The 15,909-nt window shown below is 59.1% G+C and carries 16 protein-coding genes; 12 read left to right on the top strand and 4 right to left on the bottom strand.

Translation table 11 applies throughout. From position 1 onward, the window contains the following. The first annotated feature begins 212 nt into the window (after window positions 1–212). The 4 genes from A0251_RS02740 (at window position 213) to A0251_RS02725 (ending at window position 2,232) form a co-directional block, all read left to right on the top strand. Window positions 213–872, top strand: coding sequence for a hemolysin III family protein (locus tag A0251_RS02740; protein WP_062815284.1), 660 nt, complete (start codon window positions 213–215; stop codon window positions 870–872). Window positions 873–1,061: 189 nt separating this feature from the next. Then, window positions 1,062–1,373, top strand: coding sequence for a helix-turn-helix transcriptional regulator (locus A0251_RS02735; protein ID WP_062815493.1), 312 nt, complete (start codon window positions 1,062–1,064; stop codon window positions 1,371–1,373). Next, complete coding sequence (locus A0251_RS02730) at window positions 1,370–1,810, top strand: YeeE/YedE family protein (RefSeq protein WP_062815283.1); 441 nt, start codon at window positions 1,370–1,372, stop codon at window positions 1,808–1,810. The genes A0251_RS02735 and A0251_RS02730 overlap by 4 nt, the downstream gene beginning before the upstream one ends. Continuing rightward, window positions 1,807–2,232, top strand: coding sequence for a YeeE/YedE family protein (locus A0251_RS02725; RefSeq protein WP_062815282.1), 426 nt, complete (start codon window positions 1,807–1,809; stop codon window positions 2,230–2,232). The genes A0251_RS02730 and A0251_RS02725 overlap by 4 nt, the downstream gene beginning before the upstream one ends. A 139-nt stretch (window positions 2,233–2,371) precedes the next feature. On the opposite strand, the gene A0251_RS02720 is transcribed toward A0251_RS02725, so the two are convergent. Then, window positions 2,372–2,848: a glutathione peroxidase gene (locus tag A0251_RS02720; RefSeq protein WP_062815281.1), complete on the bottom strand. Its 477-nt coding sequence runs from the start codon at window positions 2,846–2,848 to the stop codon at window positions 2,372–2,374. 82 nt (window positions 2,849–2,930) lie between these two features. Further along, window positions 2,931–3,620 carry a type 1 glutamine amidotransferase domain-containing protein gene (locus A0251_RS02715; RefSeq protein WP_062815280.1) on the bottom strand — a complete coding sequence of 230 codons (690 nt, stop codon included), beginning with the start codon at window positions 3,618–3,620 and terminating at the stop codon, window positions 2,931–2,933. A gap of 136 nt (window positions 3,621–3,756) precedes the next feature. Between A0251_RS02715 and A0251_RS02710 the strand changes: the two genes are divergently transcribed. Next, the gene (locus A0251_RS02710; protein ID WP_062815279.1) at window positions 3,757–5,118 is read left to right on the top strand and encodes a deoxyguanosinetriphosphate triphosphohydrolase; all 1,362 of its coding nucleotides are present in this window, start codon (window positions 3,757–3,759) and stop codon (window positions 5,116–5,118) included. Between the two features lie 65 nt (window positions 5,119–5,183). On the opposite strand, the gene A0251_RS02705 is transcribed toward A0251_RS02710, so the two are convergent. Then, window positions 5,184–5,879 carry a hypothetical protein gene (locus tag A0251_RS02705; protein WP_062815278.1) on the bottom strand — a complete coding sequence of 232 codons (696 nt, stop codon included), beginning with the start codon at window positions 5,877–5,879 and terminating at the stop codon, window positions 5,184–5,186. A gap of 39 nt (window positions 5,880–5,918) precedes the next feature. After that, window positions 5,919–7,778 (bottom strand): hypothetical protein, encoded by a 1,860-nt coding sequence (locus A0251_RS02700; RefSeq protein ID WP_062815277.1) that lies wholly within the window; start codon window positions 7,776–7,778, stop codon window positions 5,919–5,921. Window positions 7,779–8,096: 318 nt separating this feature from the next. Here A0251_RS02700 and A0251_RS02695 point away from each other — a divergent pair, with 318 nt between their 5' ends. The 7 genes from A0251_RS02695 to A0251_RS02665 all read left to right on the top strand — a co-directional run bounded on the left by A0251_RS02695 (window position 8,097) and on the right by A0251_RS02665 (window position 15,896). Next, the gene (locus tag A0251_RS02695; protein WP_197461834.1) at window positions 8,097–9,350 is read left to right on the top strand and encodes a hypothetical protein; all 1,254 of its coding nucleotides are present in this window, start codon (window positions 8,097–8,099) and stop codon (window positions 9,348–9,350) included. Between the two features lie 19 nt (window positions 9,351–9,369). Beyond that, window positions 9,370–9,816: a hypothetical protein gene (locus A0251_RS02690; protein ID WP_062815276.1), complete on the top strand. Its 447-nt coding sequence runs from the start codon at window positions 9,370–9,372 to the stop codon at window positions 9,814–9,816. Further along, a complete protein-coding gene (locus A0251_RS02685) occupies window positions 9,813–10,646 on the top strand; it encodes a hypothetical protein (RefSeq protein ID WP_062815275.1) in 834 nt (277 codons plus the stop codon). Before A0251_RS02690 ends, A0251_RS02685 begins: the two co-directional genes overlap by 4 nt. Window positions 10,647–10,684: 38 nt before the next feature. Further along, window positions 10,685–11,317, top strand: coding sequence for a CsgG/HfaB family protein (locus A0251_RS02680; protein ID WP_062815274.1), 633 nt, complete (start codon window positions 10,685–10,687; stop codon window positions 11,315–11,317). Window positions 11,318–11,388: 71 nt separating this feature from the next. Continuing rightward, entirely contained in the window at window positions 11,389–12,549 is a 1,161-nt protein-coding gene (locus A0251_RS02675) for a PDZ domain-containing protein (RefSeq protein ID WP_062815273.1), read from the top strand. Window positions 12,550–12,562: 13 nt separating this feature from the next. After that, complete coding sequence (locus tag A0251_RS02670; RefSeq protein WP_156478220.1) at window positions 12,563–14,032, top strand: hypothetical protein; 1,470 nt, start codon at window positions 12,563–12,565, stop codon at window positions 14,030–14,032. Window positions 14,033–14,213: 181 nt separating this feature from the next. After that, the gene (locus tag A0251_RS02665; RefSeq protein ID WP_062815271.1) at window positions 14,214–15,896 is read left to right on the top strand and encodes an alpha/beta hydrolase; all 1,683 of its coding nucleotides are present in this window, start codon (window positions 14,214–14,216) and stop codon (window positions 15,894–15,896) included. The last annotated feature ends 13 nt before the right edge of the window (window positions 15,897–15,909 follow it).

The raw sequence follows: 15,909 nt of genomic DNA, 5'->3' as shown, positions 1-15,909 counted from the left end.
TTCCTTACATGGCCTCGGGGACAGCGACTTCAACCCCGCTTCGCCATGCCATGTGTTGACCGTAACGCCACAATCCGCGCATCGACAGGAGAATGAATTCATTGCCTCGATAGGGAACGCCGATCTGCACCTCTGACTGAATTGGCGCTTTACAGGCGCGGTGAACGCTCGGCATGATGCAGTCTCCTCTCACTGGAAAGAAGACGCCGTCAATGCCCGCAACCCCACAACCGGAAACGGATTACTCTATTCTGGAAGAATGGTTGAACGGTTGGACGCACGGCATCGGCGCAGCCCTGAGTGTGGCCGGCACCGTGGTGCTGGTGGTTGCCGCCAGTCTGCAGGGCGACCCCTGGAAAATCGTCGGTTTCAGTATTTTTGGCGCCAGCCTGATCCTGCTCTACAGTGCCAGCGCGCTTTACCACAGCCTGCGCAACCCGAAGTGGCGGGCGGTGTTCAAGATGCTCGATCACTGCGCCATCTACGGCTTGATTGCCGGCACCTATACGCCTTTCCTGCTGGTGAATTTGCGTGGCCAGACCGGCTGGATCCTGTTTGCAGTGATCTGGACACTGGCGCTCATCGGTATCGGTCTCAAGGCAATGTACGGCCACCGTTTCAAGCTGATGCGGGTGGGCATTTACCTGGCCATGGGCTGGCTGATCCTGGTTGCGTCCGGGGAGCTGACCACCAAATTGAATGACCTGGGATTCTGGCTGATCCTGGCCGGCGGCATCACCTACACCGCCGGGGTGATTTTCTACCTGGCCGACCGCTTTATTCCTTTTAACCACGCTATCTGGCACCTGTTCGTCATGGGCGGCAGCGTCTGCCATTTCTTCGCCGTCTACTACGGTGTGCTGCCGGTCTAGCCGGTCCAGCCGCGCGGGTCGCGTTGGCGCTTTGCTTGCAAAGCGAAACCAGGAACGCCACGCCGCTTCGCGTGACAGGCAAAGCGCCAACGGCTAATCAGGCGACGAGATAGCGGTTACCCGTCAGCCCCTTGCATGATCCTGATCATTCATTATATATTTTATTTAAATATATTTTATGGAAGTGTCATGGAAACTCTGGATATGGATGCCCTGCGCGATAACGCCACCGAAGCCAGTCAGCTGCTCAAGGCCCTGTCACACCCGGATCGGCTTCTGTTGCTCTGCCAGCTCACCGAGGGCGAGCGCAGCGTCAGCGAGCTGGAAGAATTAGTTGGCGTTTACCAACCCTCCCTGTCCCAACAGCTGGGCGTTCTTCGCCGGGAAGGGCTGGTGGCCAGTCGCCGGGACGGCAAGCAGATGCATTATTCCATTGCCGACCCCAAGGCCCTGGCCGTGCTGGAAACCCTGTACGCCCTGTTTTGTGGAGACACCCGATGACCATCGACTGGCAAGCCTTTACGCCCGGGTCGGCCCTGGCCGGTGGCGCCCTGATCGGGCTGGCCGCCGCCCTCTTTATTCATGCCAACGGCCGCATTGCCGGCATCAGTGGCATTGTCGGCGGCCTGGTGCGCCCCGCCCCCGGTGACCGGGGCTGGCGACTGGCCTTTGTGCTGGGCATGGTCGCTGCCCCGCTGCTGTGGGGCCTGGCAACCACCCTGCCCCCATTGATCATTGCGGCGGACTGGCCGCTGTTGATCCTTGCCGGGCTGATTGTCGGCATCAGCACCCGCTACGGCGCCGGCTGCACCAGCGGCCATGGGGTCTGTGGCATTTCCCGACTCTCTCCGCGCTCACTGGTGGCCACTCTGGCGTTCATGGGCAGCGGCTTTGTCACCGTCTATGTGGTTCGCCATTGTCTGGGAGGGGCGCTATGAACCGTTCGCAACTGAGTGCCTTCATCGTCGGCCTGATTTTCGGAATCGGCTTGTTACTGGCCGGCATGGCCAACCCGGCCAAGGTGCTGGCCTTTCTGGATCTGGCCGGCGATTGGGATCCGTCCCTGGCGCTGGTAATGGTGGGCGCCATTGCGGTGGCGTCGGTGGGCTTTGTCCTGACCAAGGGTCGTCACCTTGCCTGGAGTGGCGACCCCATTCAGATACCCGGCAACCGCAAACTGGACCGGCGGCTGGTGCTGGGCTCACTGGGTTTCGGGGTGGGCTGGGGGCTGGCGGGCTTTTGTCCAGGCCCGGCGCTGGTGGCACTGGGCACCGGCAGCCTCAAGGCCGTGGTCTTCGTTGCCGCCATGGTGGCGGGGATGGCGGCCTTTGAATGGCTGGAAAGGCGTAAGAGCGCGTAAAGGCAGTGACGAGTTTCGAGGAACGAGTTGCGAAAGGCAAAACCGGAATCGCTCTACGGCTTAATCGATGCAGTCCATCTGCTGATTATCGCTTTTCGAAACTCGTTACTCGCAACTCGTACCTGTCGCTCCACCCTGCTTACAGCAGGGCTTCAATATCCTTGCGGATCGCTTCCGGCTTGTCGGTGGGCGCATAGCGCTTGATGACCTTGCCATCCCGGTTAACCAGAAACTTGGTGAAGTTCCATTTGATGGCCTTGCTACCCAACACACCGGTGGCTTCGCTTTTCAGGTAAGCGTACAGCGGGTGGGTGTTGTCACCGTTCACGTCGATCTTGTCGAACATGGTGAAGCTGACCCCGTAGTTCTTCTCGCAGAAAGCACCGATCTCGTCCGCCGCGCCGGGCTCCTGCTTGCCGAACTGGTTGCAGGGAAAGCCGAGAATCTCCAGGCCCTTTTCCTGCAGGTCGTCATAAAGCGCCTCCAGTCCCTTGTACTGCGGCGTGAAACCGCACTTGCTGGCGGTGTTAACAATCAACAGCACCTTGCCTTTAAAATCAGCCAGAGCTTTTTCGTCGCCACTCAAGGTCGTGGCGCTGTAATCATAAATCCCCATGATGTCTCCCAACGGAATCGAACGCCGGCTGGCGCGAGGCTCTTACCTTAACGTAAGGCCAGGGTGCCGGCGAGTCAGGGCATTATCCCTGGGCGCCTTGGCCGCCATAGATCACCTCGACCAGCGTTTCCGCCACGGCCCGGCTGGACTGCGGGTTCTGCCCGGTCACCAGTCGCCCGTCCGCCACCACGTGACTGACAAACTTGTCGCCCAGATCCAGCGTCGCCCCCAACTCTGCCAGGCGAGTCGCCAGCAGGAACGGCATCACATCATCCAGCCCCACCTCTTGCTCTTCCTCGTTGGTAAAGCAGGTCAGGGTGCGGTTTTGCACCAGCGGGGTGCCGTCTTCATTGCGGAGTCCCACCAGCGCCGCCGGGCCATGGCAGACCGCACCGAGCAGGCCACCCTGAGCCCAGGTCCGTTCCATCACCGCTGCCACCAAGGGGTGATCCGGCATATCGAACATGGCGCCATGGCCGCCAGGGACAAAGACACCGGCAAACCCGTCTTCCCAGATCTCTTCCAGGGGACGGGTATCCTGCAGGGCAGAGATCGCTTCCGACCACTGGGCTTTCTGTTCATCATCCGGCACCGAGTTGGGGTCCACGGGAATCTTGCCACCACGGGGACTGGCCACCACCACCGGGATATTTTTCTCCCGGAACAGCAACCAGGGGACTGCGAATTCTTCCAGCCACAGGCCGGTCTGCTGACCCTGACCCATTTGCGATGCACTGGTAACCAGCATCAGCAGGGGTTTATCCAGATTCATTACGCCTCCCGTTCGTGTTTCACTGCGTTCCTGTTCTGTTCATCTCAGCACGGCCCATGGCAACATGCTGTGATTGGTTCTTCTCACGTTGGGTGCGACAGCGTTTTTCATCAAGCCCGCAGGCGGATTTTTTTGTATGGATTGGCACCAGTTACTCAACAAGGCCCGGCTGGGCGGGCGCAGCGCCAAGGATGAGAGCGGTCGCACTGCCTTCCTGCGCGACCACGACAAGATCATCTTTTCCGGCGCCTTCCGGCGACTGGCGCGCAAGACCCAGGTGCACCCGCTGGCCACCAACGACCATGTTCATAACCGCCTGACCCATTCCCTGGAAGTGTCCTGCGTGGGACGCACCCTGGGCATCCGCGTGGGCGAACGGCTGCAGCAGCGCCAGTTGCTCCCGGACACGGTCAGCGCCACCGACTTGGGTGACATCGTCCAGTCCGCCTGCCTGGCCCACGATATCGGCAACCCGCCGTTCGGACACACCGGCGAGCGCGCCATCCGCGCCTGGTTCCAGGAACGGGGGCAACGCTTCCTCGCCATGCTGGCCCCGGAGCAGCAAAGCGACCTGACCTTTTTCGAGGGCAATGCCCAGGGCTTTCGCATCATCACCAAGAGTGAATACCACCAGTACGACGGCGGCATGCGCCTGACCTATGCCACCCTGGCCACCTTCCTGAAATACCCCTGGCTGTCCATCGATGCCACCGGCAGCAACGGAGCCAGCAGCAAGCCCGGCAAGTACAGCGCCTTTGTGTCGGAAGCCGATGCCTTTCGGGAGGTGGCCGCTGCCACCGGCCTGCGGGAAATTGCTCCGGGCCGTTTCTGCCGCCACCCGCTGGCTTATTTGATGGAGGCCGCTGACGACTTTTGTTACGCCATTATCGATCTGGAAGATGGCCTGGAGATGGACCTGCTGCACTGGGACGAAGTCTATGCCCTGCTGCAACCGGCCCTTCCTGACACCCCCGAGGTCCGCGACCTGATCCATTCCGACCTGCGCGACGGCCGCAAGGCGGCCCTGCTGCGGGGCAAGATCATCGAATGCTTCATTGAGGCCGGGGTGGAGGCCTTCGTGGCCAACCACGACAATCTGCTGGGCGGCAGAATGGAAGGGGATCTGATCAGCCACTGTGAACCGGCGGTGCGCGATGTGGTGGAAAACGCCAAGCAGCTGGCCCGTTCGAAAGTGTTCGAGCATCCACGGAAAATCGAACTGGAAATCGGGGCCTTCGAAGTGATGGGCGCGCTACTGGACGGCCTGATTGAAGCGGCGGTGTCCCATGCCTGCGATAGCGCCCGGAACTATCGCCACGAACGGATCATCGACCTGATCGGCCGACACAGTTTTCCGGAACAACTGGCCTCGCTGCCCAAACAGGAACGCATTTATCAATGCATCATGCGGGCACTGGATTTTCTTGCCGGCATGACTGACAACTACGCCACCTATCTGGCCAAACAGTTTTCGGGAATGGCGGAAACACGGTACTAGTGCGTATAAATGACCGAGCAGGCGTCATCGCTACCTGCTCGGAAATATCACGCATTCACCAAAAGTCACTGAGTCGAAGTTTGACGGATGCCCACTAGGGTCCCGTTATCAAAATAATCCTCGTAACAAGTATCCAAACCCTGCTCACCGCATCCAATATGCCCCAGATTCTCATTCCGAACAGATTCTGTATCAGCAGAGTAGATAACACTCGCGCCTTCTACGACAACAAACTCAACCACTGGCTCGCCACCTAAGGATTCAGCAATTTGAAGGCGATTCCCTTCCTGATTCCAATAAAGGGTTTCCGTTACGGGCTCACTATCCTCTTCAATACTTAAGCGAAACCCATTATCCAAATCACCTTCCTGCTCAATTTCAAATTCTAAAGTAACAGTTTTGTCCGTGTCAGCATTAAATGTAAGGGAAAATTTTTCCGAGAATAAATCCACTCCCCAACTTGAGAAATCATCTGTACCGCTTGGGTTTGCATCACGAATTCTTACTGATGCAGAAGAGCTTTGAACTGCATAGTTTGATCCAGAAACATCTAAAGATTTGGCCGCCTCCAGTTGCTCTTCAAGAGCGGCAATGCGGCTATTGCTTTCATCAATAGCCGCAGCCAAGGCCTGAAAGTTGGCATTCACATCTTCCGCAACCGCGTTCGTACCCTGCACAAATGTATTCGGCACAGTCACTTCTGCCACAGCCACGGAACTTGCCATTGCAGCAGCCAGAGCAGTCATCATAATTTTTTCCATTGTGTCGTTCCTTCTTCCGTAATTAGTTGCCAAACCGGCTTACTGCCAGTTCGCTTGGTTCCATTTCGTTTCGCCCCAGACTGCTTCGACAGTAGTGCCGGTGCAGGCACTGACCGTGGTGCTGGGAACACAAGGATCAGTGGGATCTGGATCAGCTACGTTGTCACCAAATCCATCACCATCGGCATCTTCACTTTCGGTAACATCATCAGGGAAAGCATCCGAATTATCGCCAACCCCGTCGCCGTCAGAGTCGACGCTCTCATCGGGATTCTCCGGGAAGAGATCAGCGTTATTCCCAACCCCGTCACCATCCGTATCAGCCGTTTCTCCAGGGTCGTTCGGGAAAGCATCCGTGTTATCGCCGGCACCATCCCCATCGGAGTCCACGGTCTCGGTCTCATCTTCCGGGAAGGCATCCGCATTATCGCCTACGCCATCGCCGTCGGTATCAGCGGTTTCTTCCGGATCATTCGGGAACACATCAGCGTTATCGCCAACACCATCCCCATCGGAGTCTACGGTCTCGGTCTCGTCTTCCGGGAAAGCATCCGCATTGTCGCCTACGCCATCGCCGTCGGTGTCAGCGGTTTCTTCCGGATCATTCGGGAACACATCAGCGTTATCGCCGACACCATCGCCATCGGAGTCCACTGTCTCGGTCTCGTCTTCCGGGAAGGCATCCGAATTGTCGCCTACGCCATCCCCGTCAGTATCAGCAGTTTCTTCCGCATCATCAGGGAAGGCATCGTCACCATCGACAACACCATCATCATCACGATCAGGGTTTCCAGGTGCAGGATCGTCGGCGTTCAGGACACCATCGCCATCGATGTCAGGATCGGTACTGTCCGGCTCACCATCGCCATCAAGGTCACTCTCGACCTTTGCTGGGGCGGGATCGGCAGTGGTAGCGGAGGCTGTGCTGGTATCCACTCCAGACTGACCCGTATCCGCCGTTTCACCGGCCACAACCGTGTTGGTCTGACCAACCGTGACACCATCTGTGCCGGGAATAACCAGCATTGACGGGTCCTGAGTGACTTCTGTCGCCAGGTTTGGGATGTCACTGAAGGCATTCAGGGCCTGCCCATCTGACTGGCCATCAATCGTCCCATCAGAGAAATCCTGCAGCAGCGCAGAGAAGATGCTGTCAGCAGACTCTTCACTGGCGGTATTGGCTTCCTTCGCCTTTTTGGCAAGCTCTGCAGCTAATGCAGATACGGCCTCTACAGCCGTACGCAGCTGAACAACTTTGGCCTGATCATCGTCGGCAGAAGTGATTAGAGGAGGACTGGAAAACAGATCCACATCATCACCAAGCAGGTCAAACCCTAGAGCGCTCTTCACTTTTTGCTGAGCAATCCCCAGAGCCTGAAGCCACTCATCCTGGGAAACATTGCCATCATCATTACCGGCAAAGCCTCCGTCTGGGCTGTCTGCATTTTTCAGGGCTAACTGCAAAGCCAGCGTACTAAGGGGGGTAGGATAATTCGTTTGACCGTTTGCAATGCCTTCCGCAGTAGAGACGGACAGCAAACGGCTAATGACCGGCGCCTGGCCTGTTGTCAAATCAATGGTGTCAGCATCTGCTACAACTTCAACGATCACAGTGCCTGTAGTGCCATCGGGCACCGAAACCCCTGAGAACGCGGCACTACCATTGGTATCACCTCTATCCAGCAGTTCGCCAAGACCATCCGGCTGATTTGGATCAGCGGCATATAGTGAGACTGCCGCATTGGCCAACGGCCCTTTCACCGCAGCTCCTTTGAGAGCCGTGCCTGATGAACCGCCACCATTGTTTGCTGAGCCTCCCCCACCACTACTGCCTCCGCCGCCACAACCGGCAAGCACTAACGCAGCAACGAGGGGGGTGAAGGCAAAAATTCCCTTCATATATTTCCCTTCCCTGAGTTCGTCTTAGTATTCCAAGTCGGGAAACTAGCAAAAAGCGACATGCATCTCAATTTTTTCGTGACAAGACACACAAATCTTCCAGTATTTCTACAACAAGCTTACTGAATCATGGGTTGAATACTCGTGATCTGGCTGTAATTTGATCAACCTTGGCAGCCTCTTCCCTAAGATCCCCCATATGGGGGATGCGCGCCTATCCGGGCCTGCTCAATACTGATAGTTAAGGAGCTTCGTGCGGGTGAGGGTCCGGGGACACCCCACACGAAAGCCACAAGAATCCATCCAACGGGGAAGTTGATGGCTACCATGTTTACGCCTGCTGTTTCCGGGGCACGGCCCCTTAATGCCTGCAAGACGCTCCTGATCCCACTGCTCGGTGCCAGCCTGCTGAGCGCCTGCGCCACCGGCCCCAAGCAATACGCGGTGGCACCGCTGGATCCTGCCAAACAGGAATATGTGGCCAGTCAACCAGCGGCCCTGCAGCCCGCCTGGCGCAAACTGTTCCAGGAAGGGCGCCGCAACGAAGTGCTGAACCTGATGGAAATCGGCGCCACCGCGTTCAAGACCGGGGATCTGGATACCGCCCGCCGCACCCTGGATGAGGCCATCGCCAACATCGAAAGCGTCTATGCGGACAACGATGCCGCGCGAAAGGCACGCAGCCTCTGGTACGAGGAAGGCGAAAAGGAATTCAAGGGCGAGCCCTATGAACGCTCCATGGTCTATTACTATCGCGGCCTGATCTATCTGATCGATGGCGATTACGGTAACGCCCGCGCCACCTTCCTCAACGGCCTGCTGCAGGATGCCTTCGCCGAGGAAGAACAGCACACCACCGACTTTGCCTCCCTGGTCTATCTGGCCGGTTGGGCGGCACGTCTGGATGGCAACGAACGCCTCGCCAATGAGCATTTCGAGGAATACCGCCAGTTTCGTCCCGACGGCCCGATCCCGACTGACAGCGACAATACCCTGATCGTGGCAGAAACCGGCACCTCCCCGCGCAAACTGGCCGACGGCGTCGGTCACTTCGAACTGGTCTACCGTCGCGGCAAGGGCTTTACCGAAAACCGCGCCAGGATTTCCGGTGATGGCCTCAATCAGACCCTCTACCCGGCGGAAGACGTGTTCTTCCAGGCCTCGACGCGAGGCGGGCGGGCGGTGGATCGCATCATCGAAGGCAAGGTGCAGTTCAAGCAGACCACCGGCAACGTGGGCGACACCATGACCAGCCTCAGCGACAACAGCCTGATCACCGGTATCGCGGCCGGGGCCGGGGGAGGCCTTGCCGCCGGCTTCAATACCATCACCGCCATTGGTGTCGCCGCCCAGGGCATGTCCGCCCGCACCAAGACCCGCGCCGATACCCGCTACTGGACCAGTCTGCCCGACACCCTGCACCTGGGCAGCGCCCGCCTTTCCGGGGATACCCAAAACGCCAATGTCACCTTCACCAACAAGGCCGGTATTACCCAACCACCGGGCAGCAAACCCGCCCGTATTTTCTTCGACAAGAATGGCAACGGCGTGATTTTCGCCAGTGCCCGTTAACCCCGTTAAGGAGAACTCCATGCACGCGAAATTCGCCCTTGTCGCCGGTCTGCTGGCCGGCTCATTGCTGGTCGGTTGCCAGAGCAGCAGCAAACTGGAACACGAACAGCGCACCGCGCCGACCACCTACAACAGCGTGACATTTACCGATTACGACCTGAACCGGAATTTCAGTGGCGGCATTCCCGGTCCTCACAAGGTGTTCCGCTTTACCGCCGAAAAGCATGGTATTCGCCGTACCCCGGCAAACACCTCGGAAGTCTTTGTCGTCCTGCGTAACCACACCGACTACAACGGCATCCTGGAAGCCAGCACCCAGTTCTTTGACCAGTCCGAGATTCCCACCGACGTGGAACCGCGCTGGCAGCGAGTGGTGGTACCGGCCAACTCCACCAGTGTCTATCTGGAAAAATCCACCACCACCGAGCCGCTGAAATACCGGGTGGAAGTGAGGCAGGCAAAATGAAGACTTTCGTCGCTCTCGCCCTGCCCCTTGCCTGGCTGGCCAGTAGCCATGCCCTTGCCCAGCAGGATCACCCCGCCACCGAAATGATGGCACCCGCCCAGGTCCCCATGAGCGAGGAAGCCTACGCGGAAAGCCTGCGCGATCCGTCCCAGCGCCCGCCGGAACAGGACGTCATCCGCCGTTTTCGTCAGACCTTTCCCGACCAGGGAAAGCCGCGCATTGCCGTCTTCTGGAATCGTGAATTTCCCACCCGCGTCAGCGACTGGTACAGCCACCACCGCGGCAGTCTCAATGCCAAAGGCGAGTTCAGCGTCACCGGCAAGGATGCCCGCGAAGAAAAAGGGCGCGCCACCCTGACCATGGAACAGGAAAGCCGCGGCGGTCTCCGTCCCTCAGACCGCAACGCCATTGCGCTGGGATTGCAAGGGGGGCTCATCAGCGCCTTCAAGCAAGGCGGCGCCACCGTCATCGATCAGGCCATGGCCCAGCGCATTACCGATAACGCCCTGGAAGACGGCACTTTCGAACGCGCCTCCCCGGACCAACTGCGCCTGCAAATGCGGGCCCTGTCCCAGCATGCGGATTACGTGCTGGAGCTGGTGGTGGGCAGCGAATTTGATCGTGACGGTCTGTACCAGGTGCGCGTGCTGTCCGTGAAAGACGCCAGCGTGGTGGCCGTGTTCAACACCGATGGCAAGCCACCGGGCAGTGAAGATCAGCATGCCTGGGTGGTCACCGATGGCGGCTTCGAAAAACGCGACCGCCCACAACCCATGAGCACCACCGGCAAGGAAATCGCCCTGCACACCATGGCCCAGATGAGCCAGTGAGCACCCAACCTATTCACGTATTCCATGAGGGGAACACCATGAACGCTTTCAAACCTATCGCCATCCTCGGTGCTGCCGTACTGCTCAGCGCCTGCGCGCCAACCCGGGTCGACAACGCCGCCGGACAACCCTCCGTCTATCAGGACGTGGGCAGCGCCGGGCGCGTTCAGGGGGTCGGCATCGAGTCCCAGGACGTGGTGGCCATGACCGACCAGATGATGCGCAGCCTGCTGGCCAACCCCATGGTTTCCAACCGCACCACCCCGCCACGGGTATTGATCGACATGGACGGCTTCAAGAACGAGAGCACCTCGGTGATCAACCTGAACATGCTGGCCAAGCGCCTGCAGATCGAACTCACCCGGGCCGCCAACGGCCGCATGGTGTTCGTCAATCGCCAGAACCTGGCGGCGATCCAGAAAGAGCGTGAGATCAAACGCGAAGGCCTGGTGGATGGCGGCACCATCCGCAAGACCCAGGCCACCGCCGGGGTCGACTACCAGATGTTCGCCACCATCACCTCCCAGGACGCCATTGATCGTCAGAGCCAGATGCGTCAGCGCTACCACTACATTTCCTTCGAAATGGTGGACATGGAGCTGGGCACCCTGGTGTGGGGCGACGGCTTTGAAATGAGCAAGGCCACCCAGGACAACGTTCTTTACCGCTAACCCGTTTTCTGTCCGCGGGCGCCACGGGAACGACCGCCCGCCTGGACAGGCGATTACAGGAGATCATCATCATGGAACGCATTTCTGCCAGCATCCGCTTGGGGGCGGTCGTGCTCGGTTCTGCACTACTGGGCGCCTGCGCCTCCAGTTATCAACAAGGCAGTACAAGCAGCCCCGCCGTGACCACCGTTAACGGCAGTGTAACCACCTCAACTGACACCGGCGCCTATCACGCACAGGTACTGCAGGCCAGCCAGACCGGCCAAACCGCCTGCGTACAGGCCGAAGTGGTATCCGGCAAGATGGTCTACCATTCCACCCTTGTTGCGCCGGGCAGTTTCCAGGTGCAAGCGCAGCACTCCGAAGGCGCTTGGCGTTGTGTCGATTACAGCAACAACGCTGAACAGGTTTGGGCTCTGCTGGATTCCTCCTCTCTGGCGTCTGACGGCCAGTCGCCCACCGGAGAACCCCTTGGTAAGGGATTGCTCGGTATCCGCATCAACCAGACCGAAGATAAACATTTCCTGAAAGTGGAAAGCCTGGTGCCGTTGAGTGCAGCGGAAGAAAGCGGTCAACTACAAAGCGGTGATCTGATCGTTGCCATTGGCGAAGGCAAGGACGGGGAAATGACCCCGACCAGCGGCCAGACCTTACAACAGCTGGTTGCCCAAATGCGTGGCGAGCCCGGCACCTTTGCCCGCCTGAGCATCATGTCTCCGGGCACTGCCGGAACCCGCGACGTGGTCCTTGAGCGTCGTGAGCAGACTGCCGAGCAACAGGCCGCCATCCAACAGCAGCAGATCGACGCCCTTGCTATCAAGGACAACAGTGGCCAGTTCCTGTCGCCCTACACCAGCGATGGCGTGACAGCCGAGTGGGTCAACAAGACCATCAACGTGTCCATGGGCAAGGCAACCGGCTCAGCCGTAGGTGGCGTTGCCGGTGCCTACGCGGCCAACAAGGTACTGGAAAACGTCCCCTTCGGCGGCATGCTGGGCGGCTTTCTGGGCTCCAAGGCCGGCAAGGCTGTGGGCGGCAACACGGCGCTGGAAGCCTCCGGTGGCTGGGACTTCATTCGCAGCAGCTCGGATATTTCCTTCAACTCCATGAATGACATGGCCCGCTGGCTGGCCACCACCCACCGGGACAAGAGCAACTTTGTGGATGTGATCAAGGCCGCCGACAAGATCTACCCGGGCCTGCAAACCGCCGTCGCCAATTCGGCACGTTGATCGGGAGCCTTCCATGTCAATTCGACCCCTTTACCGCTTCGCTCAGGTCATAACCTGCCTGCTTCTGATCAGTGGCTGTACGACCTATCGTTATGTTCCGGCGGCGACGGAGGCAAACCCTCAAGAGACCGTCAACACGGCCCCCGTTGCGCTTCGCATCGACTCACCCGTAGCCAGTCGCGAGGCCCATCAGCCCAACACGCCGGAATGGCAGAAAATGAAGCCTGCGCTGGAAAAAGCGGTGGCGGACAATCTCAAGGATCTTTCCTCGCAACCCGTGTCGGCGCCCTCACCCACCCTTGCGGTGAGCGTGGACAATGACGGCTCGCAAATGCACTGGGGCTCCTTTTTCCTCTACATCGTCACCCTGACTCTGGTGCCAGCCACTGATGACCTTCAGTTCGAGAGTCACATGACGGTGAAGTCCGGAGAGAAGACCCTGTTCACGTCCCGGGAAAAGGGTGAAATGAGACGTTACCTGTCGGTCTATTTCCCCACACCGCTGTTTATCGGCAAAAGCGACCCTGCCGTTGCGTCTCAGGACATGACTCAGGCCATGATGGCCAGACACCGGCAAGCGCTGGACCAGTGGATGACGGCAGAGAAGCAGCAGTATGACCAGCAAGTGGCAGGCAAGAGCATGCTGGAGCAACGCCAATGGCTGATCGACAATCCCGACAGCCTCTTTGCCGGTGACATTCTCGCCAACCTGGCCGCCCATACTCCCCGGCGCAACACCCTGGGCTGGCACCGGGAAAATGTCGCCCTGTTTCCCGGTTATATATCGCTGCTTCCCGAAGAAGACGCCTTGTGGTTCGTGGGACCGGAAGATCGGCGCGTGATTGATCTGGTGGACGCTGTCAAACGCGGCAAAAACCAGACAATCCTCGCTGCGTCCGTGGAGACCCAGGGCCCCTACAAGGTATTCGCTGAGGAAGAGGTGCGACGCTTGCGAAAAATGGGACTGTCCAGCGACCTGATCGCGGCCATGATCCGCAGCACCAGCCAGACACCACCCCAGGCAACCCCGGCGCCCGCTGTGGCTGTCACGCCGACTCCATCCCGGGAGGAGACTCTGGCGGCCCTGTTGATTCCCGACAACAGCGGCGAGTACATGAACCCCTGGACCAGCGACGGGGTCCTGGCCGAATGGGTCGACAAGGCGATCAATGCCAAAATGGGCAGCGCGGTGGGCTCCGCCGCTGGCGCCTATGCAGCCTCGAAAGCGCTGGATAACGTGCCTTTCGTCGGCGGCTTTCTGGGTTCCAAGGTGGGCAAGAAAATGGGCCACTCTGCGGCCATCAGTGCGTCCGGCGGTATGGACTACATTCGCCAGACCTCGGACCAGTCCTTCCGCAGCCTGGAGGACATGGCCCGTTATCTGAAGGCGGTCCACGGGACCAACAGCAACTTCCAGGACGCCATCAAGGCTGCGGATGCCATCTATCCCGGCTTGATGCAGTCCCTGGCTTCCGCGCAGTAATCCCCCTTGGTAGCGCCCCGGCAAGAGCCCTTGCCGGGGCACCCCGCATTCCCTCACTGCCCCCTTCCGTTACGCTTTTCTATTCGCTTTTTACCCTCTGCCTGCCCACATTAACGCCATCGCTACAGCCCACAGGGGAAAATTTGCTAAGGTAAAAAGCAGGGATCAATGGGGAATCCAGATGGATATCCAACAAAAACAATGGGATGCGCTTATTGGGCGCATCTACGAAACCGCTTTGTCACCCGGTGACTGGGGCGAATTGCTGGAACCCATGGTGGACTGGTGCCAGCAGGAGAAGCAGGACCTGGCCACCATGGAGGCATTGCTTGCCCATCTGGATCGCGCTGTGCGCAGCAGCAATCACATGCATTCCCAGGAAGACCAGAACCACCTGCTCAACGACATGACCAACCGTCTGCCCTGGCCCATGTTGATGGTGGACGACCAGCTGCATGTGGTGAAGCACAATTCCGCCGCTGACCGCATCCTGGCATCGGGCCCGTTACGCATGGCCGATGGCGGCGCACTGATGCTCAGCGATGCCAAACTCAAACAGCAGCTTCAGCAGGTAGTGCGCCTGCAACATGGCCGCGACAGCCAGTTACTGCATTCCGAACAGGAAAAAATGGTCCTGCTGTGTATGCCCGTGTTTCGCTCCGATGCGCCGGATGAGGTATCGCGGGTTACCACCGTGGTCTGGGTGTTTGCCGACCGAAGCGTTGCCGCACCCTCGGTTAAATCTCTGGCGGATCTGTTCGGCATTTCCCCGGCGGAGGCGCGTCTGTTGCACCTGCTTTGCAAGGTGGGCAACCTCAGTCAGAGTGCCGAACTGCTCTCTGTCAGCGTGCATACGGCCCGCACCCAACTCAAATCGATCATGGGCAAAACCGGCATCAGCAGTCAGGTCGCCCTGGTCAGCCGCGCCATGAGCCATGCCCTGCTGGCAACCCCCACCCTCGCCACCCACGATGGTCATGAAGAGCGCTTTATGGTGCTACCGGATCACCGGGTGTTGAGCTGGTTTGAATATGGCTGCCCGGAAGGCAAGCCGTTGCTGGTCATGGAAAACCAGGCCGGCAATATGCCCTGCCATGAGCCCCATCACGACTGGTATGTGTCACAGGGCCTGAGAGTGCTGGTTGTGGTGCGACCCGGGTTCGGTATTTCCAGTCCCTGCCCGAACGGCAGCTTTGTGGATTTTGCCGATGATCTGCGCTATTTCTGCGAGCGCCTGAACCTGCAGCAGCCAATCCTCGCCGGGTATTGTTTCGGCGGCCCCTACGCTCTGGCTGCCGCCGCCAGATACCCGTCCCTGTTCCAGCAGGTTGGCGTGATTGGCAGCCTCGTACCCTGGCAATACATGCATTCAGGTCAACTGGACCCCATGCATGACCGGCTACTGAAAATGGTGGATCGCGATCCCAGAATCTTCATCTCTCTGGGGAAAATGGCGCTGCGCGGGGTCAACCGCTCTCCGGAAAAGTTCTTTTCCTTCTTCTCCCGCTTCCTCGACCCCAAAGACGCCAGCCTGATTAACGACCCGGCCGTACAGGCAATCACCCTGCCACAGTTACGCCAACGCTGGTTCCAGGGCGCCAGGGTAATCATTGATGATTATTTGCGGGTGTTACGCCCCTGGAAGTTTGAGCTGACGGACATCACCATCCCCACCCAGGTCTGGCATGGCGCGCTGGATCGCAGCGTCCAGGTGGAATCCGCCCGCGCCATGGCCGAGGCCATTCCTGGCGCACAGTTTCACGTGCTGGAAAACCAGGGCCGCTACCCGGTCATAGAATGCTGGCAGGAGTTTGTGGAAGCACTGGCTGGCTCGATACCTCAGACCATCACGCAACGGGCCTGACGCGAAACCCCGG

Origin of the sequence: Alcanivorax sp. NBRC 102024 (assembly GCF_001602235.1) — a bacterium.
Taxonomy (GTDB): Bacteria; Pseudomonadota; Gammaproteobacteria; order Pseudomonadales; family Alcanivoracaceae; genus Alcanivorax.
The sequence above is the reverse complement of the archived record's forward strand: the minus strand, read 5'-3'. Positions and strand labels throughout refer to the sequence as shown.

Bases quoted from the DNA above. Each gene is read 5' to 3' on its own strand.
- A0251_RS02705 (WP_062815278.1), bottom strand. From the start codon at position 5,879: ATGGAAAAAATTATGATGACTGCTCTGGCTGCTGCAATGGCAAGTTCC.
- A0251_RS02685 (WP_062815275.1), top strand. From the start codon at position 9,813: ATGAAGACTTTCGTCGCTCTCGCCCTGCCCCTTGCCTGGCTGGCCAGT.
- A0251_RS02675 (WP_062815273.1), top strand. From the start codon at position 11,389: ATGGAACGCATTTCTGCCAGCATCCGCTTGGGGGCGGTCGTGCTCGGT.
- A0251_RS02740 (WP_062815284.1), top strand. From the start codon at position 213: ATGCCCGCAACCCCACAACCGGAAACGGATTACTCTATTCTGGAAGAA.
- A0251_RS02700 (WP_062815277.1), bottom strand. From the start codon at position 7,778: ATGAAGGGAATTTTTGCCTTCACCCCCCTCGTTGCTGCGTTAGTGCTT.
- A0251_RS02725 (WP_062815282.1), top strand. From the start codon at position 1,807: ATGAACCGTTCGCAACTGAGTGCCTTCATCGTCGGCCTGATTTTCGGA.
- A0251_RS02695 (WP_197461834.1), top strand. From the start codon at position 8,097: ATGGCTACCATGTTTACGCCTGCTGTTTCCGGGGCACGGCCCCTTAAT.
- A0251_RS02665 (WP_062815271.1), top strand. From the start codon at position 14,214: ATGGATATCCAACAAAAACAATGGGATGCGCTTATTGGGCGCATCTAC.
- A0251_RS02680 (WP_062815274.1), top strand. From the start codon at position 10,685: ATGAACGCTTTCAAACCTATCGCCATCCTCGGTGCTGCCGTACTGCTC.
- A0251_RS02735 (WP_062815493.1), top strand. From the start codon at position 1,062: ATGGAAACTCTGGATATGGATGCCCTGCGCGATAACGCCACCGAAGCC.
- A0251_RS02720 (WP_062815281.1), bottom strand. From the start codon at position 2,848: ATGGGGATTTATGATTACAGCGCCACGACCTTGAGTGGCGACGAAAAA.
- A0251_RS02715 (WP_062815280.1), bottom strand. From the start codon at position 3,620: ATGAATCTGGATAAACCCCTGCTGATGCTGGTTACCAGTGCATCGCAA.
- A0251_RS02670 (WP_156478220.1), top strand. From the start codon at position 12,563: ATGTCAATTCGACCCCTTTACCGCTTCGCTCAGGTCATAACCTGCCTG.
- A0251_RS02690 (WP_062815276.1), top strand. From the start codon at position 9,370: ATGCACGCGAAATTCGCCCTTGTCGCCGGTCTGCTGGCCGGCTCATTG.
- A0251_RS02710 (WP_062815279.1), top strand. From the start codon at position 3,757: ATGGATTGGCACCAGTTACTCAACAAGGCCCGGCTGGGCGGGCGCAGC.
- A0251_RS02730 (WP_062815283.1), top strand. From the start codon at position 1,370: ATGACCATCGACTGGCAAGCCTTTACGCCCGGGTCGGCCCTGGCCGGT.